Here is a 25,066-nt window from a genome sequence, read left to right as displayed (position 1 = left end):
CGTCATTGATCGAGGAGCAACACATGGAAATCTATTGGTACCTGACCGCCCCCGATGGCCCTCAGCCCTGGACCGCCAGCGGTTCGCGCGCGGTGACCTACCCCTACCTGCAACAAGTGGCGCGGGCCGTCGACCACCTGGGCTTTACCGGAGCCCTGCTGGCCACGGGCGCCCACGACCCCTGGATTCTCGGGGCATCGCTGATTCCCTTTACCGAAAATTTCCGCTTTCTGATCGCCATCCAGCCCGGGCTGATCTCGCCCACCCTGCTGGCCAAGATGGCCCTGACCTTCAGCCACCTGTCCAAGGGCCGGCTGCTGCTCAATGTGGTCAGCGGTGACGCCAACACCCTGGGCGCCTACGGCCTGAACATGAGCCACGACGGCCGCTATGCCCTGGGCGACGAGTTCCTGAGCGTGCTCAAGCCGCTGCTGGCCGGTGAGACGGTGAACTTCAAGGGCGAGTATTTCGATATCCGCGAAGCGCGCCTGGCCCTGCCCGGCGGCCCGCAATATGCGCCGCCGCTGTGGTTTGGCGGCTCGTCCGAGGTGGCCCAGGAAATTGCCGCAAAACACGTCGACACCTACCTGAGCTGGGGCGAAACCCCGCCCCAGGCCGCCGAGAAAATTGCCCAGGTACGCCAGCGTGCGGCGGCCCATGGGCGCACCCTGCGCTTTGGTATCCGGCTGTATGTGATCCTGCGCGACACCGATGAAAAAGCCTGGGCCGCAGTGGATGAGCTGTACGCCGGGATGGACGATCAAGCCATCGCCAACCGCCAGGCCCTGGCGAAGAATTCCGATTCGGTGGGCCAGGCACGCATGACCGCGCTGCACGGCGAACGCCGGCCACAGAACGCCCGCGACCTGGAGATCTACCCCAACCTGTGGGCCGGCATCGGCCTGGTGCGGCCCGGCCCGGGCACCGCGATTGTCGGCAGCCCGGACACCGTAGAGCGGGTCATGAAGGAATACGCCGATGCCGGTATCGAGGTGTTTATCCTCTCCGGCTTCCCCCTGCTCGAAGAGGCCTACCGCTTCGGCGAACAGGTGCTGCCACGGCTCCCGGTCACGCGCCTGCCGAGCCAGGCAGTCGAGGCCGATACCGAGCAGCGCTTTACCTGGGGCAACCTCTGGGACAGCCCGGTCGCCAGTGCGGAGCAACCCTCATGAGCCGCGCCCACACCCTGCGTATCGGCAGCCATCCGATGAACCTGTCGCTGTTTATCCTGCGCCAGCGCCGGCACCTGGAGGCACTGGCCGAGGCCCGGGGCTGGGCCGTGCACTGGCTGGATTACGCCGAAGGCCGTGACAGCGGCAGGCTCTTGCAACAAGACCAGGTCGACTGGGTCGGCACCGGCTCGACACCGCCGCTCTATAGCCGGGCCGCCGGGGTCGACCTGGTCTACGTCGGCGCCTCGGCCTCGCGCCAGACCAGCAGCGCCTTGCTGGTGCTGGCCGACAGCCCGCTGCAGCGCATCGACCAGCTGCGGGGCAGCCGCATCGCCAGCACCGTGGGTTCCTACACCGATCACTTCCTGGCCCAGGCCCTGCACAGCCACCACTTGGACTACCAGGCCGTGGAGGTGCTGGACCTGCCCGGGCGCGAAGGCCAGCACGCGCTGCAGGCAGGTCGGGTCCAGGCCTGGGCCGCCCTCGACCCGCTGCTCAGCGAGCAGTTGCAGACCGGCCAGGTGCGAGCCCTGGGCCAGGCCGGCGACTTCATCCCCAATCGCTCGCTGTTCTGGGCCAACCGGTCCTGGGTCGAGCGCGAGCCGCAGCAGGCGCGGTTGGTGTTCCAGGCCCTGGCCGAGAATGACCGCTGGATCGCCGGGCATATCGAGCAGGCAGCCGAGTTGCTGGCCGGCAGCCACCCGCAACAGGTTGCCGCCAGCACCTGGGCCGCCAGCCTGCGTCAGCGCCCCTGGGGCATTGAGCCGGCCCGGCAGCCAATCCTTGACGAGCAGGACCAGCAGGCCCGCCTGCTGTTCAGTGCCGGGCTGCTGAACAATGCCCTGCCACCGAGCCTCGGCCGCGACTTGTCACTGTCCACGGAGCTGTCATGAAAGCATCGAGCCCTAGCGCCATCGCGCTGTTCGCCAGCCTCGGCCTGAGCGCCTGGCTGCTGTGCGCCAACGCCCAGGCCGAGCCACTGGAACTGCGCATCGGTTACCTGCGTGGCCCTTCGGACCTGTCCCTGGTACGCGACACCGGCGAGCTGGAAAAAGAGTTGGCCGGGCTTGCGGTCAAGGTCCGCTGGCTGGGGCCGTTCCCGGCGGCGGCGCCGGCCTATGAAGCCCTCAATGGCGGCTCCCTGGACCTCACCAGCGGCAGCTCCACCGCCTTTGTCACGGCGATTGCCGGGGGCATGCCGATGAGCATGTTCGGCTACCAGCCGATGCCGGCCAATGGTGAAGGGATTGTGGTCAAGGACCAGGCACCGATTCACAGCCTGGCCGACCTGCCGGGCAAAACCGTCGCGGTCAACCGGGGCGGCACCGGCGAGTACCTGTTGTCCCGCGCCCTGGAAACCGCCGGCATCGATGAAGGCAGCGTGCACAAGCAGTACCTGAGCCCCACCGACAGCAGCTCGGCGTTTGCCTCCGGGCATGTGGACGCCTGGGCCACCTGGGACCCGTACCTGGCCCTGGCGCAAAACAATTACGGCGGGCGCCTGCTGATCAACGGCCAGCAACTGGGTTCGGAGAACGCCGCCGGCTACTTTATCCGCCAGGACTTCCTCGCGGCTCATCCCCAGGTGGTGAAAGCCGTGCTGGAGGTGCTGCAACGCAGCAACCGCTGGGCCCGCGAGCACCCTCTGGAAGCGGGTCGGATCTGGGCCAGGCAGATGGGTAACCAGGGTGAAGAGGTCGCTCGGCAACTGGGCGCGACCAACACCTCGCCCTTGCTGGCAGTGGGTGCGCAACAGGTGGAGCAGATCCAGCACATTGCCGACTGGTACTGGCGCAAGCAGATCATTCGCCAGCAACCGGTGATCCTTGAGCATGTGGTGGACCTGGGCAACGCCGAGTAAGCCGACCGGGATACCGGGCTGCGCGCCCGTTATCCCGGTGGTGGGGTCAGCGCCGGACCTTGACCCAGGCCATCAGCAGCGCCGAGGACAGCACGCCAACGGTCATGAAGATGTAGGCCGCCCCCGGGTTGCCGGTGAGGCCGATCAGGTGGCCGACGATCCACGAACCGATAAAGGCCCCCAGGGCACCGCAGGCATTGATCAGGCCAATGGCACCGCCGAACACGTTGGCCGGGATGATCTCCGGGATCAGCGCGAAAAAGGGCCCGTAGGGTGCGTACAGCGCCGCGCCGGCAATGCTCAGCAGGGCGAACGACAGCCAGAAGTGGGTCGAGCCCAGCAGGTACGAGCAGAAAAACGCCAAGGCCCCCAGCGCCAGCAGCGGCCAGATGAAATGTTTGCGTTGCTGGGATTTGTCCGAGGCCCAGGACACCACCAGCATCGCCGCCACAGCCGCGACATAGGGCACCGCGCTCAGCCAGCCGACGGTGACGATATCGGCGGCCGCCGCCTGCTTGATGATGGTCGGCAGCCACATGATGAAGCCGTAGACCCCGATGCTCCACAGTGCATGCACACAGCACAGCTGGATCACCACCGGGCTGGTAAAGGCCTGGCGATAGTTGCGCACGGCCTTCAGGCCTTGCTGCTCACTGGCCAGGGTCGCGGCCAGTTGGGTCTTTTCCTCGCGGCTCAGCCAGTCGACCTGCTCCGGTTTGTCCCGCGCCATGCGCCACCAGACAAAGGCCCAGAGCACCGCCGGAGCACCTTCGATGATGAACATTTCACGCCAGCCCCAGGCCTGGATCAGGTAGCCCGAGAGCACCGACATCCACAGCACGGTGACCGGGTTGCCCAGCACCAGGAAGGTATTGGCCCGGGAACGTTCCTTGCGGGTGAACCAGTTGCTGATGAAGATCAGCATCGCCGGCATTACCGCGGCTTCAACGATACCCAGGGAGACGCGGATTACCATCAGCATCGGGATATTGGTCACCAGCCCGGTGGCCATGGCGCAGACGCCCCACAGGATCAGGCTGCAGAACACCAGTTTGCGCACGCTGTATTTCTGCGCGTAGATGGCCCCCGGCACCTGGAAGAAAAAGTAGCCGAGGAAAAACAGCGCGCCGATCAGCGACGACGTGCTCTTGCTGATGCCCAGGTCCTGCTCGATGCCCACGGCGCTGGCGAAGCCGTAGTTGGCCCGATCCAGGTAGGCCAGGCTGTAGGTGATGAAAATCAGTGGAATCAGGTACAGCCAGCGTTTCGGCGCGAAGGCCGTGGACGCCTCGCCGCTAATGGCCGGCAGCGGCAGTGACCGGGATTTGAGTGTGCTCATGGGTGTCCCCTGTTGTTGTTTTTTTCAGGTACGCAGTTCGGTTTCACACGACGCTGGTCAGGCCGCCGTCGACAAAAATGGTTTGTCCGTTGATGAAGTCGGACGCCGCGGAGGCCAGGAACACCGCGGTGCCGCACAGCTCCTCGACCCGCCCCCAGCGCCCGGACGGCGTGCGCTGGCACAGCCATTGGGAAAACGCCTGGTTGTCCACCAGCGCCTGGTTCATCTGGGTCGCGAAGTAGCCCGGCGCCAGGCCATTGGCCTGGATCCCGTGGCGTGCCCATTCGGCGCACATGCCTTTGGTCAGCATCTTCACCGCGCCCTTGGACGCGGCGTAGGGGGCGATGGTCGGGCGCGCCAGTTCGCTTTGCACGGAGCAGATATTGATGATCTTGCCGCGACCGCGACCGATCATATGCCGCGCCACCGCCTGGGAGACATGGAACACGCCGTCGAGATTGACCCGCATCAGCTCGTGCCAGTCATTGGCAGCGAAATCCTCCAGCGGCGCGCGGCGCTGGATCCCGGCGTTGTTGACCAGGATATCGATGGCCCCGTACTGCGCCTCGAAAGCGTCGATGGCCTCGAACAACTGCGCGCGGTCGGTGACATCGAATACCGCGATCTCGACCTCAAGCCCTTCGTCGCGCAACAGACTGGCAATAGACTCAGCCTTGTCTCTATTACGATCGTTGATCACCACCCTGGCGCCGGCGGCGCCCAGGCCCCGGGCCAGCTCCAGGCCGATGCCCTTGCCGGAACCGGTGATCAGGGCCGTGCGGCCTTCAAGCAGGAAGCTGCTGGTGCTGAATGACATGCTGTTCTCCGTAAAGCGGCCGTTTATTGTGCTGCAGGCCTTGGGCGCCAGTTCACCCCAGGGCACAGGCAACGTCCAATCGTCATTGCTGATCTGGTCATCAAAATTTATGATCACCACCCCAGACCCTATCCAGCCCCGGAGCCACCCCGTGGAAATCAAACATTTGCGCGCCTTCGTGACCCTGGCCCAGGAGCTGCACTTCGGTCGCGCGGCCCAGCGCCTGTCCATCGTGCAGCCGGCACTGAGCATGCAGATCAAGCTGCTGGAGGAAGAGCTGGGGGTGCGTCTGTTCGAGCGCAACCGACACTCGGTGGCGCTGACTCAGGTCGGGACGATCTTCCTGCCCGAGGCGCGCGCCACCCTGCACCAGGCCGCCCATGCCGCCGACGTGGCCCGGGCCTCCGGGCGGGGGGAAATCGGCCGGGTGCGCCTGGGGTTTATTTCCTCGGTGCTGCCCCAACTGCTGCCTGACCTGATCCGGACTCTGCATGAGCGCTTCCCGCGGATCGAACTGGAGCTCAAGGACATGCCCGGCCCGGACCAGGCCACGGCGCTGAAAAATGCCCAACTGGATTTCGGCCTGATGCGCTTGCCAGCGATCATCCCCGGGATCCAGACCCGTGAGGTGCTGCAGGAAAGTTTTATCGTCGCTCTGCCCGGTGACCATCCCCTGGCCTCCAGCAGCAGCCTGCATCCCACGGACCTGGTGCAGCTACCGCTGCTGATCCTGGCCCGGCGTTACGCGCCAGGGTTTTACGATGGGCTGCTGCAGGCGCTGGAGCGCCAGGGCGCGCAGTTGCAAATCGCCTCGGAGCTGGGCGAATTCACCACCATGCTGGCCCTGGTGTCGGCCGGGCTTGGGGTCGGCCTGCTGCCAGCCAACGCCGGGCGTGCGCTGCCGGCCAATGTCATTGCCAGACCCCTGGACCTGGGCAGCTACCGCGCCACCACCGGCCTGGCCTGGGTCGACCTCGACAGCGCAGTCAAGACCACGGTGTTCAGCCTGCTGCAGGAGTTGCTGTTCACTGCCTAGGCCTGCAACAGCTGTTGCAGGGTCAAGGCATCCTCGACGGCATGGCCGCTGGCCGTGTTGTCGAAGATGCACCAGGTCGGGATCTGCGCCGCACGTGCGCGCCGCACCTCATCCGCCAGTGCCTGCAAGCGGCTGTGGGAGTAGGCACTGTGATAGATCCGCGGCGAGCCATGCCAGCGCCAATACTGCAGGCCCGACCAGCCCCGGGGCTGATCACCGCCGGCAATCGGCGACGGGTCGGCCGCGACCTGGGCGATCTGCAATTCAACCAGCAAGGCCTGGGCGTGAAGCCAGCTGGCATGGCGCGGTTCCAGCGCCACCGGCCCGGCATAGCGCTGGCGCAAGGCCTCGAAAAACCCTCGGGCCGTGGCCTCGTCGTAACTCAGGGATGGCGGCAATTGCACCAGCAGGCAGCCCATGGCGGCCCCCAATTGCAGGCACTGGCCGAGGAATTCGTCGAGCAGCCCGTCACAGGCCTGCAAGCGCTGCACATGGGTTATCTGCTTCGCCAGCTTGACCGAGAAGGCAAACCCCGGCGTCACTGACTGCCCCCAGCGCAGGTAGGTTTGCGGACGATGGGGGCGGTAGAACGAGCTGTTGATCTCCACCGCAGAAAGCTGCGTGGCATAGCGCTGCAACTGGCTGCCCTGGGTGGGAAAGCGCGGCCAATGCTCACGGGGCAGGCTCCAACCGGCGCAGCCGATTGCCAGCGCCGGCCTGGCGATCGGGGCGTTCAAAAGAGCACCGCAGCGGCATCGCGCATAAAGATCTCGACGGTCTTCGGTCCGACCCCGGCAAACGCCAGCAGCCGCTGCTCGAAGGCCTTGCGGTCGAGGCTGGCGGCCCGGATCTCGCCGACCTGGCCCGAATACTCATCGAGCAACGCCTGACACAGACTCGACAGGCGCTGCGCGGTGCTTTCGTCATAGCGCACGTAATGCGCCTCGCCGAGCATCCGCACCAGCTCGCGATGGCTGCACGCGGCCAGTTTGCGCGGGGTATCGCGCCCATGCTGCTGCACGATCACCCGGTAGGCCCGGGCTGCGATATCGGCCTGGATGCGCTTGCCCATCAGGAAGCTGGCGATCAACCAGCAGAACAACGCCGGTTCAGCCCCCGGCTGCAAGTCGATACCCAGGTCACTGGCACTGATCGCGCGGCCCATAGGTGCATCCCTTTTGTTCTGGCAGGTACTAGGTCAGAACCCGCCGCGCGCACCGGGGTTCCACCGGAATGCGGCCTTCACTCCAGGGGCGCAAAATCCCCCGGCAAGCGAATGAAGGCCTCCAGCCAGCGGTTGGCCGGGTCGTGATAAACCCTCCGGCCGACCGCCATGGGCACGCTGGCGAACATCTCCGACTCGGCCATCAGGAACGGCACGCCCATGCCACGGCCTGCACCGTGCCATGGGCCGTCGCCTCTTAGTGCTCAGGGTTCAAGGGATGGCGGGCACGGCGCCGGGCGTGGCCAGCGCCACCTGCGCACCGGCCTTGCGCCCGAACACCAGGGTTTCAACGGCCTGGGCAAAGGTCCGGCCCTGTAGCCAGAACCCGTCATGAATGATGCTCAAGACGTAGCAGCGGCCCTGTTCGTCCATCAACAGCGCGCCGTGGCCGTGATGGACTTCGGCGATGCTGACCAGGGTGCTGCCCAGGCGTTGTTGCCAGGCCAGAAAGTCTTCGTCCCCATGCAGGTGCTCGAAGGTGCCAAAGACGACATCGCTGGTGGCGCACTCTTCGCCTGTGTCACAGGTGCCCACCTGCAGGCCGGCGAGCTGTTGGAGCAGGGCTGTGGCCGGGTGCCAGGGCGGAACGAAATCCGGCAGCGGTTCAGTGTGGGTGGCCGGCCAGCCCGCGGCCACGAACAAGGGGCGAAGGGTCTCGGGAAGGTCGATCGGCGGGGGCATGGGCAATGTCCGGTCACAGTCAGTGTTTGAATATTTTCAAGGATAATGCTGTGATTGCGCCCGCGACACCCCGAGTTGCTGGAACGACTGCATATCAGGCCGGCCGGCAGCCCCGCTTTTTTCAGAGATACGCCCGAAATGGATAGCCAAGAAACGACAGCCGGGATGTCGACGCCGCCCCACGGCGACGGCATGCAGCAACGCCTGGCCGACATCGCCGCCACGACCGCGCTGGTCCTGGAAACCAACAACCTACGCGGTGGCAAAGATGCCGTGGAGGCCCTGAACAGCCTCAAGCGCCTGCTCGCCCGGTTTGCCCAGCAGAGTGTCTCTCCCTTGTCCCTGGCGCAGTGGGTCATCACCCACGACGGCCTCGACCCGCAGGCGCGCCAGGCGCTGTGCGTCCTGGCCGGACGGCCCCTGGACTTCGTCGAGATCGATGCCCGCACCGGCTACTACGACGCGAAGAATGTCGGCTTCGACGGTGTCGACCAGGCGCGCTGCCAGTACGTGGTGTTCGCCGATGCCGATTGCCTGCCCTGCGTCGACTGGCTGCAACAATTGCTTCTGCCCTTCACCGAGCCCGACGCACCGGTCGCGGTGGCCGGGCGCACCAGTTACGCGCCGAGCATCACCGGCAGCGCACTGACCTCCATCGACTTCATGTACTTCCCCAGCCCGCTGCGCAGCGGCGCCACGCGTAATTTCTACGCCAACAACGTGGCCTTTCGCTGTGACACTTTCGAGCAGCACCGCTACGAGCCCCTCGATGGCGTGTACCGCGCCCACTGCCAGGTCATGGGCTTGCGCATGCAGGCCGCAGGCGTGGCGGTGGCTTATGCGCCGCGGGCGCACACCGAACACCGCCTGCCCGACAGCCAGGGCGAAGTGATCAAGCTGCGCTGGCTACGGGGCGGCGACAGCGTCGACCTCACCCCCTACCTGGTACGCGCCTATATGCCGAGCTGGCTGCAATGGCTGGGACGCAGCGGGCCGATCGGCCCCTTGTGCGTGATGGCCGGGCGCCTGGGCTACAGCCTGCGAGCGCTGAATCACCAGGACCTGCCGCCCGTGCACGGCGTACGGCGCCTGGCGGCGATGGCCGTCGTGATCGGCATGTCGCTGCTGGACACTGCCGGCGCGGTGATCCGTGGCTGCGGCGTCTCGGTGGGTCGCGCCAGTGCCCGTCACAGTGAAGCGCTGTCTTATCACCGCAACCTGGATTGATCCCCATCCCTCCCCCTTTGTCGCCGCCCATCAAGTGCCCACAGGAAGTCAGCATGAAACCCCATTCGATTGCGTCACTCGGCTATTCCCTGGCGTGCCTGGCACTGCTGACACTGAGCGGCCAGGCCCAGGCCGCGCCCTCCGAGTTCAGCGGGCGCGGGGTGTTCCACTTCGCTTCCGGTACCGGCTGCGCCACCGCCAGCAGCGTTGACAACACTTGCAACCGCATCGCCCTGGACGTGGCCGACGCCCGCGCCAGCGTCGACGCCCAGACCCACGCCATCGTGATTGCCGCCGACGCCAAGCACGACAGCAAGACCGTGATCGGCGATGTGCTGCTGCACGGCAGCGGCCTGGCCGCCGATGGCCAGCGCGTGCCCCTGAGCCTGCATGTGCTGCTGCGGCGCACGGGCCAGGTGTGGAAGTCCGACACCTACGTGCACTCCCCGGTGCGCGGCAAGTTCAGCGCGATCGAACTCGATCCGTACCAGATCAGCGTCCGCGAGGGCAGCAGCGAACGCGTACTGTTCACTGCCGAGCAGGCCCGCAAGGTCCTGGCCCAGCCGTCGCTGGCCGCTCGTGTCGCCAGTTACTTCGTCGCCGTACGCCCCAGCGACGCCAAGAACCCGGCCGCCGATGACATCACCATCGCCCTCGGCGTCGGTCGCGTCTCCAAGTCTCTGATGCGCGCCAGCTTTACCTCTGACCAACCGAACAGCGCCGAATTGAACCCACTGCTGGCGAGCGGCACCTGGAACCTCAAGTTGCAGGCCCTGAGCGGCCAGATCCCGGACTGGGTGGTGCAGCGCCAACTGTTCGTGTTCGGCCTGGAAGACAGCCCGCTGCTCAAGGACGTGCGCCAGCGCGGGTTCAACAAGCGCGACACCCTGGAACTGGGCGCCATCAACGGCAAGGGTTACCTGCGTTACAACGGTGTTGAAGAAAGCTTTCCCGAGGCAGCCGCCTCAGGTGCTGCCTTTATGCGCGACAGCTTTATCGGCCTGATCCTGGCGTGGCACCGCAGCCCACAGGTTGTGACTTCGGTGGCCAGCGGCGGCGCGCCGCAGCCCGCCCAATGAATGTGCTCGAACACAGCGCCGACGCCGCTGACTTCAGTTGCCTGGCCACGCCCAGCCCCGAGGGTCTGGGCGCGCTGCAAGCGCGTCTGGTGGACCGCATCAAGCGCGCAGCCCTGTCGCGCCTGCACCGCAGCCCTCGTGGCGAGCGCCTGCTGCTGCGCATGTACCTGGCCGGCGAAGACGCCACGGAACGCGCGCTGCTCGACGAATTGATGCCGCAATCGCCGCCCTGGCTCGAACGCCAGGTCGAACAGCACCTGGCCGATGAACGCCGGCACGTGACGCTGTTCACCGAGGCCTTGCGCGCGGTCGGCGACGACGGCGCCACACGCCTCGAACCGGACTGGCTCAGCCGGCGCAAGATCCAGCGCTGGCAACGTCTGGCCCATGAGTACGCCGGGCATTTCGAACACGGCCTGCTGGTGCCCGCCTATGCCACCGGGCTCTGCGCCGAGCAGATGGCCGAGCGCGTGCTGGGCCGTCACTGTGGGGTGATTGGTGCCGAACACGGCCTGTACCCGCTGTTGTCTCGGGTGCTCGCCGATGAAAAAGGCCATGTGCGCCTGTGCGAGAACACCCTGCGCCGCATCGTCGCGCCCCGGGAGCTGCCGCATCTGGCGCGCTTGCTGAAAGAGATTCGTGCCGTCGACGCCCGTTTTGGCGTGACCGGCGCGCTGGCGATGTACATCGCCGGCTGGGTGTTTGGCGGCTTGCGCAGCACAGGCGGCCATGCCCGATGAGTTCACGCATTCTGTACCTGGCGACTGCCGACGCCCGCGGCCACCTGATGCGCGCGCAACTGCTGGTGCATGCCCTGCGCCAGGCCGGGGCCCAGGTCGATGTACTGACCACCTCTGAACAAGGGCAGCGCTTCCTGCAGCGCTTTGGCGTCGAGTCCGAGATCCTGTCCGAGCACTACGCGGTGCAGTTCGACAGCGAGCAGAACATGCTGCGCAAGGCCACCAACCGCAATGTCGCCCATTATCTGTTCCGCCCCGCCCGCATGCTGCGCGATATCGGCCGCCTGCGTCGGCGGCTGCAGCACGCAGACCTGGTGATCAACGACTCCTTCCACCCGGCGCTGCTGTACATGGGCATGCTGCCCGGCTGGCGGCGCAAGGTGGTGCATGTGTACGGGGCGAGCCTCAAGGTCGCCCTGATCAACAATTTCGAGGGCATGTGGCCACGCCAGTTCGGGCGCCTGTTCGGCTGGATTGTCGGGCGCCAGATCGACGCGGCGCGTGCCTCGATCGAACATGACTTCGCCTACGACATCGACGACACCCAGGCCCCGGCCCTGTATTGCCTGCCGACCCCGGTGGCCCTGGCCAACCCATTGCCCGCCGAACCCTGCGACGGTGCGGCGGTGTACCTCAACCCGCATTTCAGCGAGCCGGCCCTGGCCGACGCCTTGAGCGCGGGCCTGGCGGCTGCGGGCCTCGATGCGCACCGGGTAGGTGAGGGTTATGCCGGGCGCGACGGCTGGCTGGCGGTGGACCCGGACTGGGCCAGCCGTGCGGCGCAGGCGCAATTGATGGTGTCGGCACCGGGCATGGCCGCACTGTCGATTGCCCTGGTCTACCAGCGGCCGATCATCCTGGTCCTCAGCGACCAGCCCGAACAAGCCACCAATGCGGCCCGCGCCGCCCAGTTGCAGGTGCTGCACCGAGTGGTGACCTGGCGCGGCGATGGGGCCGACTTCCAGCGCCAGGTGACTCAGGCAGCGACGCAACTGGCCGCCGCGGCGCCGAGCCCGGCAAGCGCGGCAGGCCCGGAGCGCGCCCAGGCGCGGATCGACGCCTGGGTCAGCCGCCTGCTCAGCCTCTGAGTCCTCTGCAATGCGCCAGCCCTCCCCCCAGCGCCCCTTGCCGCACCCGGTCCCGGACTATCGCCAGGCGCTGCTGGCGTTGCTCGGCCTGCTGCTGGGCCTGGGGGTTTTCATTGCCCTGGAGCACAGCATTACCCCGCGCTACAACTGGGTCACGCCGCTGGATGAGCTGATCCCGTTCATCCCTCATTCGTGGTGGCTGTATGTGCTGTTTTTCCCGTTTGTGGTGCTGGCGGCGGCCTGCACCAGCGCCGACGGCTTCAGGCGCTTGCGCAGCGCCACCGGGCTGGCGTTCGTGGTCGCCCTGCTGTGCTTCTGGCTGTTCCCCGAGTTCGTGCCACGGCCCGATATCGGCGCACTCGACAATGCTTTTCTGCAACAGCGCCTGAGCCGGATGTGGCAGCTGGACCTGGCGTCCAATGGCTGCCCCAGCCTGCACGTGGCAGTGACCGGCCTCGCCTGCCGGGCGCTCTGGGATCACCCCCGGCGCTGGCTCACCGCAGGCGTCGGGCTGCTGATCTGCCTGTCAACCCTGACCCTCAAGCAACACACGCTGGTCGATGTCGCCGGCGGTGTGCTGCTGGCCCTGGCCTGTGCCCTGGCCACCCAACGACAAGGAAGCAACGCCCGTGTCCCCGTCTAACTCCCGTGCCGGCAACAACCCGGCGCTTAATGCCTTTGCCCCGGCCGCCGAGCTGTTTGCGCTCAAGCCCTGGATCAGCCTGTTGGCGCTGCTGGCCGACTGGGGCCTGATCGCTGCGGCCTTCGCCGGCGCCATCCTCTGGCCGCACCCTGTGACCTACCTGCTGGCGGCGCTGCTCATCGCCCGCAGCCAGTTGGCGCTGGCGGTGATCATGCATGAGAGCGCCCATGGCGTGCTGTTGCCGCGGCAGAAGCTCAACGACCTGCTCGGCCAATGGTGCGCCGCCGGCCCGCTGTTTATTTCGATGCAGACCTACCGCGCCGGGCACCTCAAGCATCACCTCGACCCCATGCAGCATGACGACCCGGTGGTCGCGGTGTTTGGCCTGGGGGACTACCCACTGCCACGGGGCAAGCTGGCGACGCGGCTGCTGGCGGATCTATGCGGGGTGGGTTACGTCATCAGCGCCTTCAAGTTCGCCCGGGGCGACTACCGCGCGATCATGCCCAAGGTCGACAAGTCTCCGCGGCAAGTGCTCTCGGAAGTCTGTTCCATGCTGCTCGGCAATGGGCTGTTGTTCGGCCTGCTGGCCTGGGCGGGACACCCCTGGCTCTACCTGGGCTTGTGGTTGCTGCCAGCCATTACCCTGCTGCCGCTGATGGGCCGGGTGCGGGCGATTATGGAACATGCCGGCCTGCCCGCCTGCGACGATCAGAGCCAGAACGCGCGCAGTATTGTACGGCCGAACTGGCAGACCTTTATCTTCGGCCCCCATGGCATCCACTACCACATCGAGCACCACCTCTATGTGCGGCTGCCCTTCTACCACCTGCAGCGGGTGCATCGGCAATTGGTCGCGCAACAGTTGGTGCCGAGCCGCAATCTCTATAACGGCTACATCGGGGTCTTGCGGGACGTCAGCTATCCGGCAGCGAAATCGCCGGCCTGACGCCCCGGGCAAATCAGCCCGCCGAACGAGCGAGGCGGTGCATGGCCACCCCGTAAAACAGCAGGGCCAGGGCCGCCAGAGATCCACCGCCCAGCCCTATGTAGGCGAAACCGAGCTGACCGCCGACCCAACTGCCCAGCAGTGCGCCGCCGCCAATGCCGATGTTGTAGATGCCGGAAAACATCGCCATCGCCACATCGGTGGCATCCGGCGCCAGCACCAGCACCTTGGATTGCAGGGCCAGGCCAAACCCCATGATCGCCATACCCCAAACCACACTGAGGATCCCCAGGTACTCGACCCCGGCGCTGGCCGGCCACAACAGCAGCAGGCACAGGGTGAGCAAGGTCACGGCGGTCATCAGGAAGCGCTGCGGGCCGTAGCGGTGAAACCAGCTGAAGCACAGCGACCCCAGGATCCCGGCACCGCCGAACAGCAGCAGGATCAGGGTCACCACCTCACCGCTGAGGCCGGCCACTTCCTGCACGAAGGGTTCGATGTAGCTGTAGGCGGTGAACTGCGCGGTCACCACCAGCGCCGTCAGCACATACACGGCCACCAGCGCCGGGCGCTTGAACAGCAGCGGCAGGCTGCGCAGGGAGCCCGAGTTCTGGCTCGGCAACAGCGGCAAGGCCCGGGTCAGCCACAACACCAGCAGCGCGGCAAACCCGGCGATCACCAGAAAGGTGGTGCGCCAGCCCATGGCCTCGCCCAGCAGCCGGCCCAGGGGAATGCCCAGCACCATGGCCAGGGACGTGCCAGTGGCCAGCAGCCCCAAGGCCTGCACCTGCTTGCCCTCCGGCGCCAGGCGCACGGCCAGGGAGGCGGTAATGGACCAGAACAGGGCATGGGACAGCGCCACGCCGATCCGGCTGACCAGCAACATGCCGAAGCTGGTGGCGAGGCTGGACACAATATGGCTGGCGATAAACATCCCGAACAGCACCAGCAACAGCTTGCGGCGCTCGACGTTGCGCGTCAGCAGCATCACCGGCAGTGACGTCAGGGACACCACCCAGGCATAAATCGTCAGCATCAGCCCGACCCGTGCGGTGGACAGGTCGAAGCTGCTGCCGATCGAACTCAACAGCCCCACCGGCACGAACTCGGTGGTATTGAATACAAAGGCCGCCAGCGCCAGAGCGATGACCGGCTGCCAAGTAGCCTGAGGTGTAGCCGCAGAATTGCTCATGTAAAGGTCGTAGTACTCAATCGATGATCAAACAGGTCCAGGCTGGACCCAAGGCTGCGGGCAAGGCGGCGCATCCTGGCGAACGGCACCCGCAGGGGATGCATTCTATAGGCTTGTGCGATGCCTGTTTGCACTCATCGAACGGATTTTCAAGACGGCCGCCTGCGGCCCGGCATTGACATTGACCTTCAATAGATTCGGACGAGGTCCGCCCGAGGCTTAAAAATACTTGAGCCAGGCAATGTCCCGACGCCGCGCCTTGAGCGCCGAAAACCAGCGCACCGGCGGGTACAAGGCCAGGGCCAGCAACCCCGCCACAAGCCATACCGCCCACACCGAATCGAAGCCGAAGTAGCGGCCCTGATTCAGGCCGAAACAGGCCACGGCCACCAGGTACAGGACCTTCAGCACATACAGGTGCAGCAGGTAGAAAAACATCGGCGCCGAACCGAACACCGTCAGCGGCAGGAGCCAGCGACTGCCCTGGCGGCGCTCAAGCCACAACAGCAGCAACAGGCCGAGGCTCAGGGTCAGGCTGATAAACAGCAGCGACGGCGGGTACTTGGTGATGTTGAAAAAACTCATCAGGGTCTGCAACCAGGTCTCCCCCACCGCCCACGGCTTTTCGCCATAACCATTGAGCAGGCGCAGCGCCCCAAACCCCACCAGCCCGGCCAGCCCCGCCATCAGCAGGCTGCGCTGGCGCAGCGCAGCATCCGCCGCCCTGCCGAACCAGGGTCCGAGGGCGTAACCCAGGCCGATCACGCCGATCCACGGCAGCACCGGGTAGGAGGTGCGCAGACGCAGGGTTTCGGAAAACTCGATCCAGCCGCGGTCATGCAACACCGCCCACGGCAGGTGCAAGGCCGAATCCGGCGTAAAGTGCAGGCCGTCCAGCAGGTTGTGCCCGGCGATGATCGCCAGGCTCAGCAGCAACAGCAGCGGCCGTGGCAGCCAGACCATGGCCGACAACGCAAGCATGCTCAGGCCGATGGCCCAGATCACCTGCAGGTAGATCACCGTCGGCGGCACCTGGAAGGTCCAGGCGAAGTTCACCAGGGTCATTTCCAGCAGCACCAGGAACAGCCCGCGCTTGAACAGGAAGGCACAAACGTCAGCCTTGCCGGCGTACTTCTCGCCAAACAGATAGGCCGACAAGCCGGTCAGCAGGACAAACACCGGGGCGCACAAATGGGCCAGGGTCCGGCTGAAGAACAAGGCCGGCTCGGTGCCAGCGACATCCATGGGATCCGTGACCTGGCGATGCAGGAAAAAGGTTTCACGCACGTGGTCCAGCAACATGAACACAATCACCAGCCCCCGCAACGCATCGATGGAGAGCAGGCGACCGGCAACGGTAGGACGAACAACAGTTTCAGGCATGGAGTTTTCGCAACGCAGGGGGTGAAGGTTCTGCCTTGGACGCAGCGCAGAACCGGATTCATGGTTATCTTATAACATTGTGCTTATTCGCGAAAACATCCTCGTGGAAAATCCCTGAAATGAGGCAGCCTGCTCCCGTTGCGCCGGGTTGGCGCAGCCGTGCACAGCGCCCTCCTTCATGCCCGGGCCAACTCCACTAACCCAGGGTTGGCCCCTATACGCAGCCGAGTACCGGTTTATTCCGCCGAGCAGTCACGCGGCGTAATGCCCTTCTCCTTGGCATAGGCCGCAGACTTGGCCTCGATCAGCGGACGCAGGGTGGCGCGGTCCGCTTGCAGCCAGTCGCTGACCAGCACCCACTTCTGCCCGTCCCACTGTTGCACCCGGGCGGAGCCGCCGCCTTCGTGGTCGGCGCAGGACAGTTTCAACGGTGCCAGCAGCCCTTCGAACCCCATGGCCTTGAGGCGTGCGGCGTCGATGTCCAGGTGCTCGAACGCCCAGCGGGTTTCCTCGCCGTTCAGTGGACGCTGGCCAAACTTGGCCTGGCCGGTGCGCAGCGCTTCCACCGCAATCGCGGCGTTGATCAGGCCGATGTTGTAGTAGACCTTGCCGAAGTAGCTCGGGTCTTTGAGGTTGCTCTTGCCGGCATCGAGGAGGTGTTGCTTGAGCCGCTGATGAATCTCGAAACCATCGCCCCCCGGAAACGGCGCCAGCGCCTGGTAGCCCTTGGCGGCCGTGCCGGCGGGAATCACATCGGCCTCGGAACCGGCCCAGACGTCACCGATGATGTGGTCCACCGGGATGCCAAAACGCACTGCGGTCTTGATTCCTACAGGAGTCGACACGCCCCAGGTGCGCAAAAACACCCAGTCCGGGTTGATCTGCCGCACCTGGCGCCATTGGGTCGATTGCTCGCTGCCCGGATCCGCCACCGGTATCTGGATATTCTCGAAACCGTACTTCTGCGCCAGCAGTTGCATCGGCGCCTGGGTTTCGCGGCCGTAGGCCGAATCGTGGTAGACGGTGACGATCTTCTTGCCCTTGAGCTTGTCGAACCCGCCCTCGCGCTGGGCGATGTAATTGATGCCCACCGACGCCTGGCCGTAGTAGTTCAGCAGCAGCGGGAAGGCATAGGGGAATACGCTGCCGTCGGTGGACTCGGTGCGGCCGCCGGCCCCGTCGATCAGCGGGATATGGTCGACTGCCGCGCGGTCCATCAAGGCGTAGGAGGCCGGCGTGCTGTGGGTGAAGAAAAACGCCGTCGGCGCACCGTCCAGACCTTTCTTGTAGCGCTCATAACATTCGATGACCCGGTCGGTGTTCCACTCGGTCTCGCACTCCTGCCAGACCAGCTTGACCCCGTTGACTCCGCCCTCGACCTCGTTGATGTAGCGGAAATAGTCGATCTCCCCGGCCCACCACGGAATCCCGCTGGAGGCATAGGCGCCGACCCGGTAAGTGGCCAGGGGAATGAACTGCTGGTTATCGGCGGCCTGGGCGCCAGCCGGCGCCAAGCCGGTAAAGAGACCGAGGGCCAGGAGGCTGGCAGCCAGGGTGCGATGCAAGGTTTTGCGCATGGGGGTGGCTTCTTATCAAGGGTAAGGGGTCGCCCTCCCGTGGCCGGGTCGAGTCATCGGTTGCGCCTGACCTGAACCACAATCCATGCCAACAATATAATCACGCAAAATCAATGACTTAAACCCGACATATGGAGGTCGGCGCTGTACGCGGGATGACAGTCTATTGATCGGCTGTTGCTTGGCGAACAGTGCCCGGATACTGGGCCATTCACTCAATCGGGTGCCGTCGACGCGCCTTGAGGCAAATCGCCAGCACCGGCACTTCTGGCGCTTGCGTTCGGGACTGCGGGCCCGCTAACATCGCGAATAGTTCTTATCCGCAGATGCACCTCCATGTCGACCGCCGAACTGCCCATGCAACATGCCGTCAATGTGCTCTACACCGAGCACCACGGTTGGCTATTGGGCTGGCTGCGAAAAAAGCTCGGCTGCCCACAGAATGCCGCCGACCTGTCCCATGACACCTTTGTCCGCATCCTTTCTTCGCGCGAGGCCCTGGGTGGCATGCGCGAGCCGCGGGCGTTCCTCACCACCACCGCGCGGCACCTGATTATCGACCGTGCCCGCCGGCGCAAAATCGAAGACGCCTACCTGCGGGAACTGGCGCTGACCATTGACCTGCTCGAAGGCTGCCAACAGTCGCCGGAGCAGATCCTGGTCACCCTCGAAGCCCTGGAGCAGATTGCCTTCGTCCTCGATGGCCTTGGCCTGAAGGCGCGGCAAGTGTTCCTGATGCACTTTCTCGAAGGCTTGCGCCAGGCCGAGATTGCCAGCCGCCTGCAGATTTCCGAGCGCATGGTACGCAAGCATCTGATGAATGCCCTGGTGCATTGCCACCATGCATTGGATGTGTAACCGCTGATGGGCCAGCCGAAACCGACGATTGAAGAGCAAGCGGCCAACTGGGTGATCCGCCTCGGTGAAGGCGAACTCGACGCCCACGAGCAACAGGCGTTCGAGCACTGGAAAACCCAGGACCCGCGCCATGCTGCCAGCTTGGCGCGCCTGCAAGGTTTTGTCGGCCACCTGCAAGCCCTGAGCGCGCAGCAGGCGCCGGTCCAGGCGGCCCTCGATGCAGCCCTGGTCAATCGTCGGCGCCACCTGGGCGCCACAGCCATGCTCGGGGTGCTGCTCGCCCTGCCCCTGGCCCTGATGCTGCGCAGCTACCCACCGAGCTACCTGCTGGCCGACCAGCGCACGGCGCCGGGCGAATGGCACAGCCTGCGCCTGGAGGATGGCTCGCAGTTGGTCCTGGGCGGCAACAGCGCAGTGGACATCACCTTCAACGGCCAGCAGCGCGAGGTCGAATTGTTGCGCGGGGAAATCCTGGTGCAGGTCGCCCACGACCCCGCCCGGCCATTCACCGTGGTCACCGACGATGGACGCATGCAGGCACTGGGCACCCGCTTCACGGTGAAACGCGAAGCGCCGGGCACCCTACTGACCATGCTGGAATCCAAAGTGGCAGCCAAGGGCGCCCACAGCAGCGTCGAGACCCAGGTTCAGGGCGGGCAACAGGCGCGCATCACCTCGGAGCAGGTCGAGCTGCTGGGGAGCGTCGACAGCGCGTTGTTCAACGACGCCTGGCAGGCCCATCAATGGGTGGTCCAGGACCGGCCATTGCCGCAAGTGCTTGATGAACTGGCCCGGCAGTATGGCGGCCATGTGCAGTTCGACCGTGAGCAACTGGCCGACCTGCGGGTATCGGCAGTGTTGCCGCTAGACGACCCGCGCCGCGCCCTGCAATTGATTGCCGATGCCTTCCCGGTCCGGGTCCATTCGTACGGCCCCTGGTGGTTCAGGGTTGAGCGCCTGGAGGCACACCCGCACTAATTTCTGCAGGCAGGGTTCCGCTTTTTTTACCTGCCGCGTCAAGGAAGAAAGAACCCCATGACAGGAACTTCTTCCATGCCGTCAGATTGCACCCCAATGCCCCACATCCAGCGTCCCCGCGTGCCCTTCGCTCCCCTGGTCCTGGCCGTCAATCTGGCGACTTGCACCCTGCTGGGGCTTGGGCTGTGCATGCCCCTCGCAGCCCAGGCCCAGGCTCAACAGCGCTATGACATTCCCGCCGGCCCCCTGGGCCCGGCGCTGAACCTGTTTGCCCAGCAATCGCGAGTTGCGCTGATGTTCGACGCCAAAACCGTCGCCGGCCTCAACAGCCCGGGCCTGCAGGGCGAGTTTGAAATCAACCAGGGCTTTGCGCGGATTCTCCAGGGCAGCGGCTACCAGGCCCGGCAAAGCGACAACGGCTTCGTGCTGATCCCCGCCGTCACCACCGGCAGCCTGGAGCTGGCCCCCACCGCCATTACCGGGCTGAACAGCGAAGAAAGCACCACCGGCCACATCAAAGGCTATGTCGCCAAACGCAACATGAGCGCCACCAAGACCGACACCCCGATCATTGAAACCCCGCAATCACTGTCGGTGGTGACCAGCGACGAGATCCGCGACCGGCAATCGGAAACCCTGTCCCAGAGCCTGGACATGACGCCGGGCTTTACCAGCCAGCCAACCAGTTTCAACCGCACCTCGGACCGTTTCCGCATCCGTGGTTTCGATGTCGAGTCGGCCACTGGCGGCTCCCTGCGCGATGGCCTGCGCCTGCAGAACAACTCCTATGACGGGGTGCAGGAGCCCTACGGCCTGGAACGCGCCGAAGTGATCCGCGGCGCGGCCTCTGTGCTCTACGGCCAACTGTCACCCGGCGGCCTGATCAACACCGTCAGCAAGCGCCCGAGCCAGACGCCCTACCATGAAGTCAACGTGCAGGCCGGGCAGAACAACCGCAAGCAACTGTCCGCCGACTTCACCGGCCCCCTGGGCGACAGCGAGACCCTCAGCTATCGCCTGACCCTGCTCGATCGCAAGAGCGACACCAGCAGCGACCACATCGGCAACGACAAGATCTACGTCGCCCCGGCCCTGACCTGGCGTCCGGACGATGACACCTCGCTGACCCTGCTGTCGTTCTACCAGAAGACCGAAACCCGCTTCTCCGCGCCGCTGCCTTATCAGTTGGTCAAGGGTGTGGGTGACAACCGCTACCAGATCGGTCGCCATGACTTTATCGGCGAGCCGGACTACGACGAAATGAACGGCGAGATGTCCGCCCTGGGGTATGAATTCGAGCACCGCTTCGACGAGCACACCCGCATCAGCCACAAGTTGCGCTACTACCAATCGGACGTGACCTGGCGTTACCTGCAAGTGAATGCCACCAAGACCACTCTCGACAATTCGCTACGCACCGGCATATTGAGCCGCCAATACAGCGACCGTGAAGAGCGCTCCCGGGGCCTGGCCAGCGACACCAGCGTCGAAAGCAAATGGCAGTTCGGCCAATGGGACCACACCTTCCTGGTGGGTTTCGACGGTTACGACACCAGCTACGACTCGCACAACTTCCGGGGCAATGCGCCGGCCCTGAACCTGAGCACCTACAACTACGGGCAGCCGGTGGTGGTCAATAAATCCCTGGCCCAGGACCGGGGCTCCCAGGTCGACACCCTGCAAAAAGGCATCTATTTCCAGGACCAGATCAAATTCGACGAACACTGGATTGCGCTGCTGGGCGGACGCCATTACTGGGCCGACCAGAGCACCGAGCTGTTTCGCACCTCGGCCAAGACCAGCCAGAGTGATGAGTCCACCACCTGGCGCGCCGGCCTCGTGTACAAGGCCGACAACGGCCTGGCGCCCTATCTGAGCTACAGCGAGTCGTTCTTCCCGGTGGCGGGCCTGAACAAGCAGAACCAGGCCTTCGTACCCACCGAAGGCAAGCAGTATGAAATCGGTATTCGCTACCAGCCCGAAGGCAGCGCCACCCTGCTGAGCGCGGCGGTGTACGAACTGGTGCAGAAAAACGTGCTGACCCCGGACCCCACCGACACCACCTCCACCTACTTTGTCCAGACCGGCGAAATGCGCTCCCGGGGCCTGGAACTGGAAGCCAAGACCGAGGCCACTCCCAACCTGAGCCTGATCGGCTCCTACGCCTATATCGACGCGCGCATCACCAAGAGCAACGTCGTCGGCCAAGTCGGCCAGCGCAGCGAAGACACGCCCTACCACCAGGCCGCACTCTGGGCCGACTACCGCCTGGCCGAACTGGGACTGCCCAAGGCCAGGATCGGCGGCGGCGCCCGCTACAAAGGCACCACCCAGGCCTCGGCAGTGCCGTCGCAAATGCCGGCCTACACCCTGTTCGACGCCCGGGCCAGCTACGAAATCGACCCCAACTGGGAAGTCGCGGTCAACGCCAACAACGTCACCAACAAACGCTACACCTACTGCGAAGCCGCCATCTGCCGCTATGGCGACGAGCGGCAACTGGTCAGCTCCATCACCTATCGCTGGTAAGCGGCGCCTGCAAAAGCGGCCGTTGCGGTCTGAGAGACAGATCGCGGCGGCCGCCACGCGGCCGAGCGGAAGCAAGCTCCCTCGCCACAGAAAGCTCCCCTGCCCTCAAAGCACCTCGAATACAGCCCCCACAGCGTGGCGAGGGAGCTTGCTCCCGCTGGGGTGCGCAGCGCCCCTAACCCGAGCATTCGCGGTGTAACAGATAGATCGCGATAGCAGCCCCTGCGCCCACCCACGGCCGAACAGGAACAAGCGCCCTCGCCACAGGCCAGGTTTCAAACCGCACCAGCCTCCCGCATCCCGCCCCTCAGTCACGCCCCCTGTACACAGGGCTGTTTCTGCATGAATCAGCACAAGTCTTCAGTGCTTAAATGAAATTTCTTATTCCGCTGTGCGAAAGTAGATTCCATATTGACCACACAATTTATTGATGACAGGATCAATTTCGAATAAATAAACGCCCAGCGAAACAGCTTTTGTCGCTGGACAGGCGTCTCGAACAACACGCTGTCGACGCAAACGACCTCAAACCTCCCCCCACTTTGGAGATTTTTGCGATGAGCCCCGATACCCCCCGCCCAGCCGTGGAGTCTGTCCTGCACGGAAATATCCTGGTGGTGACCCTCGACAACCCTCCCGTCAACGCGCTGGGGGTCGAGGTACGACGCGGACTGCTGGCCGCGATCGAACAGGCCGACAATGACCCCGAGGTGAAAGGCGTGCTTCTGGTCGGGGCCGGTCGCCACTTCGCCGGGGGCGCCGATATCCGCGAATTCGGCAAGCCGCCCCAGCCGCCTTCATTGCCCGAGGTGGTCAACCGCATCGAGAGCTGCCACAAACCGGTGGTGGCAGCGATCCAGGGCGTGGCCCTGGGAGGTGGGCTGGAGGTGGCGCTTGCCGCGCATTACCGGCTGGCCGTCAGCGGCTCGCGGCTCGGCTTGCCCGAGGTCTTGCTCGGTCTGCTCCCGGGGGCCGGCGGTACCCAGCGCTTACCACGCCTGATCGGCGCCGGCCCGGCCCTGGACCTGATGCTGAGCGGCCGTCATCTGGGGGCCGAAGAAGCCCAGGCCCTGGGTCTGGTCGATCAATTGTCCGGCAGCGCCGATGTGCTCGCCGAGGGTCTGGCCTATACCCGTCAACTTCTCGCGGCAAACGCCGGAGTCCGCCGCACGAGGGACGCCCAGGCCCTGGCCGAGCCGGCCAGCCACTACGCCGCAATCGATGCCGCACGCGTTGGAACCATCAGCAAAGCCCGGGGCCTGCTGTCCCCCCTGAACATTATCCTGGCGGTCGAGGCAGCCCTGGAGCAGCCCTTCGATGACGGCCTGCGCCTGGAGCGCGAGCTGTTCCTGCAATGCCTCGCCAGCCCGCAGCACAAAGGCCTGGTGCATGCCTTCTTCGCCGAGCGCGAAGTGCTCAAGGCACCCGAAACCCGCGACGCCACACCCCGCCGAATCGAACGGGTGGGCGTGATCGGCGGTGGCACCATGGGCGCCGGCATTGCCGTGGCTGCACTTGATGCCGGCCTGCACGTAACCCTGATCGAGCGCGACCCAGGTGCACTTGCGCGCGGCCAGGCCCATGTCGAGCAGGTCTACGACGCCTTGATCGCCAAGGGTCGCCTGAAGGCCACCGACAAAGTCGCAACCCTGACACGCTTCAACACCAGCCTCGACTACGCCAGCCTGGCCCAGGCCGACCTGGTGATCGAGGCCGTATTCGAAGACCTCGCCGTCAAGCAGGCGGTATTCAGCCAGCTGGATCAGGTCTGCAAGCCCGGCGCCATCCTCGCCAGCAACACCTCCTACCTGGATATCAATGCCATTGCCGACAGCACCTCGCGCCCTGCCGATGTGCTCGGGCTGCACTTCTTCTCTCCCGCCAACATCATGAAACTGCTGGAAATCGTGGTCCCGGCCAAAACCTCGGCCGAGGTGGTGGCCAGTGCCTTCGCCTTCGCCAGGCAACTGAACAAGGTTCCGGTCCGGGCCGGGGTCTGCGATGGTTTTATCGGCAACCGGATCCTCGCGGTGTATCGCCAGGCAGTTGACTGCATGATGGAAGAGGGCGCCTCGCCCTATCAGATCGACCAGGCCCTGCGCGACTTCGGCTACCCCATGGGCCCGTTCCAGGTGTCAGACCTGGCCGGAGGCGACATCGGTTGGGCCACCCGCAAACGCAAGGCCGCCACCCGCCCCGCCGAAGCCCGTTATGTGCAGATTGCCGACCGCCTCTGCGAACGCGGCTGGTTCGGGCAGAAGACCGGCCGTGGCTATTACCTCTACCCCGCCGGCGCGCGCAGCGCCACGCCCGATCCCGAAGTGCTGGCGATCATCGACGCCGAACGCGCTCGGGCCGGCATCACCCCTCGCAGCTTCAGCGACTCGGAAATCGTCCGCCGCTACATGGCCGCCATGATCAACGAGGGGGCCAATGTGGTGCATGAAGGCATCGCCCTGCGCCCCCTGGATGTCGATGTGACCTTTATCCATGGCTACGGCTTCGCCCGGCACCTGGGTGGCCCGATGAAGTACGCCGACGGGATCGGCCTGCCCCAGGTGCTCGCCGATATCCACGAGTTCGCCAAAACCGACCCGCAGTTCTGGAAGCCCTCACCGTTACTGGTGCAGTTGGTGGAACGCGGTGCCAGCTTCGACAGCCTCAACCAGCCGCACTAACCGGGGGAAGCCAA

The 25,066-nt window shown here is 65.2% G+C and carries 23 protein-coding genes; 14 read left to right on the top strand and 9 right to left on the bottom strand.

From position 1 onward, the window contains the following. Positions 1-23: 23 nt before the first annotated feature. The 3 genes from MF4836_RS03170 to MF4836_RS03160 are packed head-to-tail and all read left to right on the top strand — an operon-like array spanning position 24 to position 3,033. A complete protein-coding gene (locus MF4836_RS03170) occupies positions 24-1,172 on the top strand; it encodes an LLM class flavin-dependent oxidoreductase (RefSeq protein ID WP_020298901.1) in 1,149 nt (382 codons plus the stop codon). Continuing rightward, positions 1,169-2,065: an ABC transporter substrate-binding protein gene (locus tag MF4836_RS03165; protein ID WP_078469080.1), complete on the top strand. Its 897-nt coding sequence runs from the start codon at positions 1,169-1,171 to the stop codon at positions 2,063-2,065. Before MF4836_RS03170 ends, MF4836_RS03165 begins: the two co-directional genes overlap by 4 nt. After that, positions 2,062-3,033, top strand: a complete 972-nt coding sequence (locus tag MF4836_RS03160) for an aliphatic sulfonate ABC transporter substrate-binding protein (RefSeq protein WP_078469079.1) — start codon at positions 2,062-2,064, stop codon at positions 3,031-3,033. The genes MF4836_RS03165 and MF4836_RS03160 overlap by 4 nt, the downstream gene beginning before the upstream one ends. A gap of 46 nt (positions 3,034-3,079) precedes the next feature. On the opposite strand, the gene MF4836_RS03155 is transcribed toward MF4836_RS03160, so the two are convergent. Together MF4836_RS03155 and MF4836_RS03150 are read right to left on the bottom strand one after the other, a co-directional pair. Then, positions 3,080-4,372 carry an MFS transporter gene (locus tag MF4836_RS03155; RefSeq protein ID WP_078469078.1) on the bottom strand — a complete coding sequence of 431 codons (1,293 nt, stop codon included), beginning with the start codon at positions 4,370-4,372 and terminating at the stop codon, positions 3,080-3,082. Positions 4,373-4,415: 43 nt separating this feature from the next. Continuing rightward, positions 4,416-5,189, bottom strand: coding sequence for an SDR family NAD(P)-dependent oxidoreductase (locus MF4836_RS03150; RefSeq protein WP_078469077.1), 774 nt, complete (start codon positions 5,187-5,189; stop codon positions 4,416-4,418). Between the two features lie 151 nt (positions 5,190-5,340). Between MF4836_RS03150 and MF4836_RS03145 the strand changes: the two genes are divergently transcribed. Further along, positions 5,341-6,225, top strand: a complete 885-nt coding sequence (locus tag MF4836_RS03145; protein WP_078469151.1) for a LysR family transcriptional regulator — start codon at positions 5,341-5,343, stop codon at positions 6,223-6,225. Here MF4836_RS03145 and MF4836_RS03140 read toward each other — a convergent pair. The 4 genes from MF4836_RS03140 to MF4836_RS03130 form a co-directional block, all read right to left on the bottom strand. Next, positions 6,222-6,962 (bottom strand): DUF72 domain-containing protein, encoded by a 741-nt coding sequence (locus MF4836_RS03140; RefSeq protein WP_078469076.1) that lies wholly within the window; start codon positions 6,960-6,962, stop codon positions 6,222-6,224. The genes MF4836_RS03145 and MF4836_RS03140 overlap by 4 nt on opposite strands. Then, the gene (locus MF4836_RS03135) at positions 6,959-7,390 is read right to left on the bottom strand and encodes a DNA methylase (RefSeq protein ID WP_078469075.1); all 432 of its coding nucleotides are present in this window, start codon (positions 7,388-7,390) and stop codon (positions 6,959-6,961) included. Before MF4836_RS03135 ends, MF4836_RS03140 begins: the two co-directional genes overlap by 4 nt. Positions 7,391-7,467: 77 nt before the next feature. Beyond that, on the bottom strand, positions 7,468-7,611 hold the full coding sequence (locus MF4836_RS35335; RefSeq protein ID WP_161955727.1) for a hypothetical protein: 144 nt from the start codon (positions 7,609-7,611) through the stop codon (positions 7,468-7,470). Between the two features lie 49 nt (positions 7,612-7,660). Further along, on the bottom strand, positions 7,661-8,131 hold the full coding sequence (locus tag MF4836_RS03130; protein ID WP_078469074.1) for an SUKH-3 domain-containing protein: 471 nt from the start codon (positions 8,129-8,131) through the stop codon (positions 7,661-7,663). Between the two features lie 165 nt (positions 8,132-8,296). On the opposite strand from MF4836_RS03130, the gene MF4836_RS03125 reads away from it, so the two are divergent. The 6 genes from MF4836_RS03125 to MF4836_RS03100 are packed head-to-tail and all read left to right on the top strand — an operon-like array spanning position 8,297 to position 13,857. After that, positions 8,297-9,358: a glycosyltransferase gene (locus MF4836_RS03125; RefSeq protein WP_078469073.1), complete on the top strand. Its 1,062-nt coding sequence runs from the start codon at positions 8,297-8,299 to the stop codon at positions 9,356-9,358. Between the two features lie 53 nt (positions 9,359-9,411). Beyond that, complete coding sequence (locus MF4836_RS03120) at positions 9,412-10,437, top strand: hypothetical protein (protein ID WP_078469072.1); 1,026 nt, start codon at positions 9,412-9,414, stop codon at positions 10,435-10,437. Then, positions 10,434-11,177 (top strand): hypothetical protein, encoded by a 744-nt coding sequence (locus MF4836_RS03115; RefSeq protein ID WP_078469071.1) that lies wholly within the window; start codon positions 10,434-10,436, stop codon positions 11,175-11,177. Before MF4836_RS03120 ends, MF4836_RS03115 begins: the two co-directional genes overlap by 4 nt. Next, positions 11,174-12,265, top strand: coding sequence for a hypothetical protein (locus tag MF4836_RS03110; protein ID WP_078469070.1), 1,092 nt, complete (start codon positions 11,174-11,176; stop codon positions 12,263-12,265). The genes MF4836_RS03115 and MF4836_RS03110 overlap by 4 nt, the downstream gene beginning before the upstream one ends. A 10-nt stretch (positions 12,266-12,275) precedes the next feature. Beyond that, positions 12,276-12,908 carry a phosphatase PAP2 family protein gene (locus MF4836_RS03105; RefSeq protein ID WP_078469069.1) on the top strand — a complete coding sequence of 211 codons (633 nt, stop codon included), beginning with the start codon at positions 12,276-12,278 and terminating at the stop codon, positions 12,906-12,908. Then, positions 12,895-13,857, top strand: a complete 963-nt coding sequence (locus tag MF4836_RS03100) for a fatty acid desaturase family protein (protein ID WP_078469068.1) — start codon at positions 12,895-12,897, stop codon at positions 13,855-13,857. The genes MF4836_RS03105 and MF4836_RS03100 overlap by 14 nt, the downstream gene beginning before the upstream one ends. Before the next feature lie 13 nt (positions 13,858-13,870). On the opposite strand, the gene MF4836_RS03095 is transcribed toward MF4836_RS03100, so the two are convergent. From MF4836_RS03095 to MF4836_RS03085, 3 genes are all read right to left on the bottom strand, one after another. After that, positions 13,871-15,049, bottom strand: coding sequence for a sugar transporter (locus tag MF4836_RS03095; RefSeq protein ID WP_078469067.1), 1,179 nt, complete (start codon positions 15,047-15,049; stop codon positions 13,871-13,873). Positions 15,050-15,268: 219 nt separating this feature from the next. Next, positions 15,269-16,432, bottom strand: a complete 1,164-nt coding sequence (locus MF4836_RS03090; RefSeq protein WP_078469066.1) for a DUF1624 domain-containing protein — start codon at positions 16,430-16,432, stop codon at positions 15,269-15,271. Between the two features lie 236 nt (positions 16,433-16,668). Continuing rightward, a complete protein-coding gene (locus MF4836_RS03085) occupies positions 16,669-18,009 on the bottom strand; it encodes an ABC transporter substrate-binding protein (protein ID WP_078469065.1) in 1,341 nt (446 codons plus the stop codon). 336 nt (positions 18,010-18,345) lie between these two features. Between MF4836_RS03085 and MF4836_RS03080 the strand changes: the two genes are divergently transcribed. The 4 genes from MF4836_RS03080 (at position 18,346) to MF4836_RS03065 (ending at position 25,052) form a co-directional block, all read left to right on the top strand. Beyond that, entirely contained in the window at positions 18,346-18,867 is a 522-nt protein-coding gene (locus MF4836_RS03080) for a sigma-70 family RNA polymerase sigma factor (RefSeq protein ID WP_078469064.1), read from the top strand. 6 nt (positions 18,868-18,873) lie between these two features. Next, entirely contained in the window at positions 18,874-19,845 is a 972-nt protein-coding gene (locus MF4836_RS03075; RefSeq protein WP_078469063.1) for a FecR family protein, read from the top strand. Between the two features lie 75 nt (positions 19,846-19,920). Beyond that, the gene (locus MF4836_RS03070) at positions 19,921-22,374 is read left to right on the top strand and encodes a TonB-dependent siderophore receptor (protein WP_078469062.1); all 2,454 of its coding nucleotides are present in this window, start codon (positions 19,921-19,923) and stop codon (positions 22,372-22,374) included. Between the two features lie 557 nt (positions 22,375-22,931). Next, a complete protein-coding gene (locus MF4836_RS03065; RefSeq protein WP_078469061.1) occupies positions 22,932-25,052 on the top strand; it encodes a 3-hydroxyacyl-CoA dehydrogenase NAD-binding domain-containing protein in 2,121 nt (706 codons plus the stop codon). Positions 25,053-25,066 lie beyond the last annotated feature (14 nt).

The organism is Pseudomonas sp. MF4836 (genome assembly GCF_002018875.1).
Lineage (GTDB): Bacteria > Pseudomonadota > Gammaproteobacteria > Pseudomonadales > Pseudomonadaceae > Aquipseudomonas.
This window is presented reverse-complemented; position numbering and strand designations above follow the sequence as displayed.

What these genes read in the sequence shown, in the direction of transcription:
- MF4836_RS03170 (WP_020298901.1), top strand. Translation starts at nt 24, where the DNA reads ATGGAAATCTATTGGTACCTGACCGCCCCCGATGGCCCTCAGCCCTGG.
- MF4836_RS03165 (WP_078469080.1), top strand. Translation starts at nt 1,169, where the DNA reads ATGAGCCGCGCCCACACCCTGCGTATCGGCAGCCATCCGATGAACCTG.
- MF4836_RS03160 (WP_078469079.1), top strand. Translation starts at nt 2,062, where the DNA reads ATGAAAGCATCGAGCCCTAGCGCCATCGCGCTGTTCGCCAGCCTCGGC.
- MF4836_RS03155 (WP_078469078.1), bottom strand. Translation starts at nt 4,372, where the DNA reads ATGAGCACACTCAAATCCCGGTCACTGCCGCTGCCGGCCATTAGCGGC.
- MF4836_RS03150 (WP_078469077.1), bottom strand. Translation starts at nt 5,189, where the DNA reads ATGTCATTCAGCACCAGCAGCTTCCTGCTTGAAGGCCGCACGGCCCTG.
- MF4836_RS03135 (WP_078469075.1), bottom strand. Translation starts at nt 7,390, where the DNA reads ATGGGCCGCGCGATCAGTGCCAGTGACCTGGGTATCGACTTGCAGCCG.
- MF4836_RS35335 (WP_161955727.1), bottom strand. Translation starts at nt 7,611, where the DNA reads ATGGGCGTGCCGTTCCTGATGGCCGAGTCGGAGATGTTCGCCAGCGTG.
- MF4836_RS03130 (WP_078469074.1), bottom strand. Translation starts at nt 8,131, where the DNA reads ATGCCCCCGCCGATCGACCTTCCCGAGACCCTTCGCCCCTTGTTCGTG.
- MF4836_RS03125 (WP_078469073.1), top strand. Translation starts at nt 8,297, where the DNA reads ATGTCGACGCCGCCCCACGGCGACGGCATGCAGCAACGCCTGGCCGAC.
- MF4836_RS03120 (WP_078469072.1), top strand. Translation starts at nt 9,412, where the DNA reads ATGAAACCCCATTCGATTGCGTCACTCGGCTATTCCCTGGCGTGCCTG.
- MF4836_RS03115 (WP_078469071.1), top strand. Translation starts at nt 10,434, where the DNA reads ATGAATGTGCTCGAACACAGCGCCGACGCCGCTGACTTCAGTTGCCTG.
- MF4836_RS03110 (WP_078469070.1), top strand. Translation starts at nt 11,174, where the DNA reads ATGAGTTCACGCATTCTGTACCTGGCGACTGCCGACGCCCGCGGCCAC.
- MF4836_RS03105 (WP_078469069.1), top strand. Translation starts at nt 12,276, where the DNA reads ATGCGCCAGCCCTCCCCCCAGCGCCCCTTGCCGCACCCGGTCCCGGAC.
- MF4836_RS03095 (WP_078469067.1), bottom strand. Translation starts at nt 15,049, where the DNA reads ATGAGCAATTCTGCGGCTACACCTCAGGCTACTTGGCAGCCGGTCATC.
- MF4836_RS03090 (WP_078469066.1), bottom strand. Translation starts at nt 16,432, where the DNA reads ATGCCTGAAACTGTTGTTCGTCCTACCGTTGCCGGTCGCCTGCTCTCC.
- MF4836_RS03085 (WP_078469065.1), bottom strand. Translation starts at nt 18,009, where the DNA reads ATGCGCAAAACCTTGCATCGCACCCTGGCTGCCAGCCTCCTGGCCCTC.
- MF4836_RS03080 (WP_078469064.1), top strand. Translation starts at nt 18,346, where the DNA reads ATGTCGACCGCCGAACTGCCCATGCAACATGCCGTCAATGTGCTCTAC.
- MF4836_RS03075 (WP_078469063.1), top strand. Translation starts at nt 18,874, where the DNA reads ATGGGCCAGCCGAAACCGACGATTGAAGAGCAAGCGGCCAACTGGGTG.
- MF4836_RS03070 (WP_078469062.1), top strand. Translation starts at nt 19,921, where the DNA reads ATGCCGTCAGATTGCACCCCAATGCCCCACATCCAGCGTCCCCGCGTG.
- MF4836_RS03065 (WP_078469061.1), top strand. Translation starts at nt 22,932, where the DNA reads ATGAGCCCCGATACCCCCCGCCCAGCCGTGGAGTCTGTCCTGCACGGA.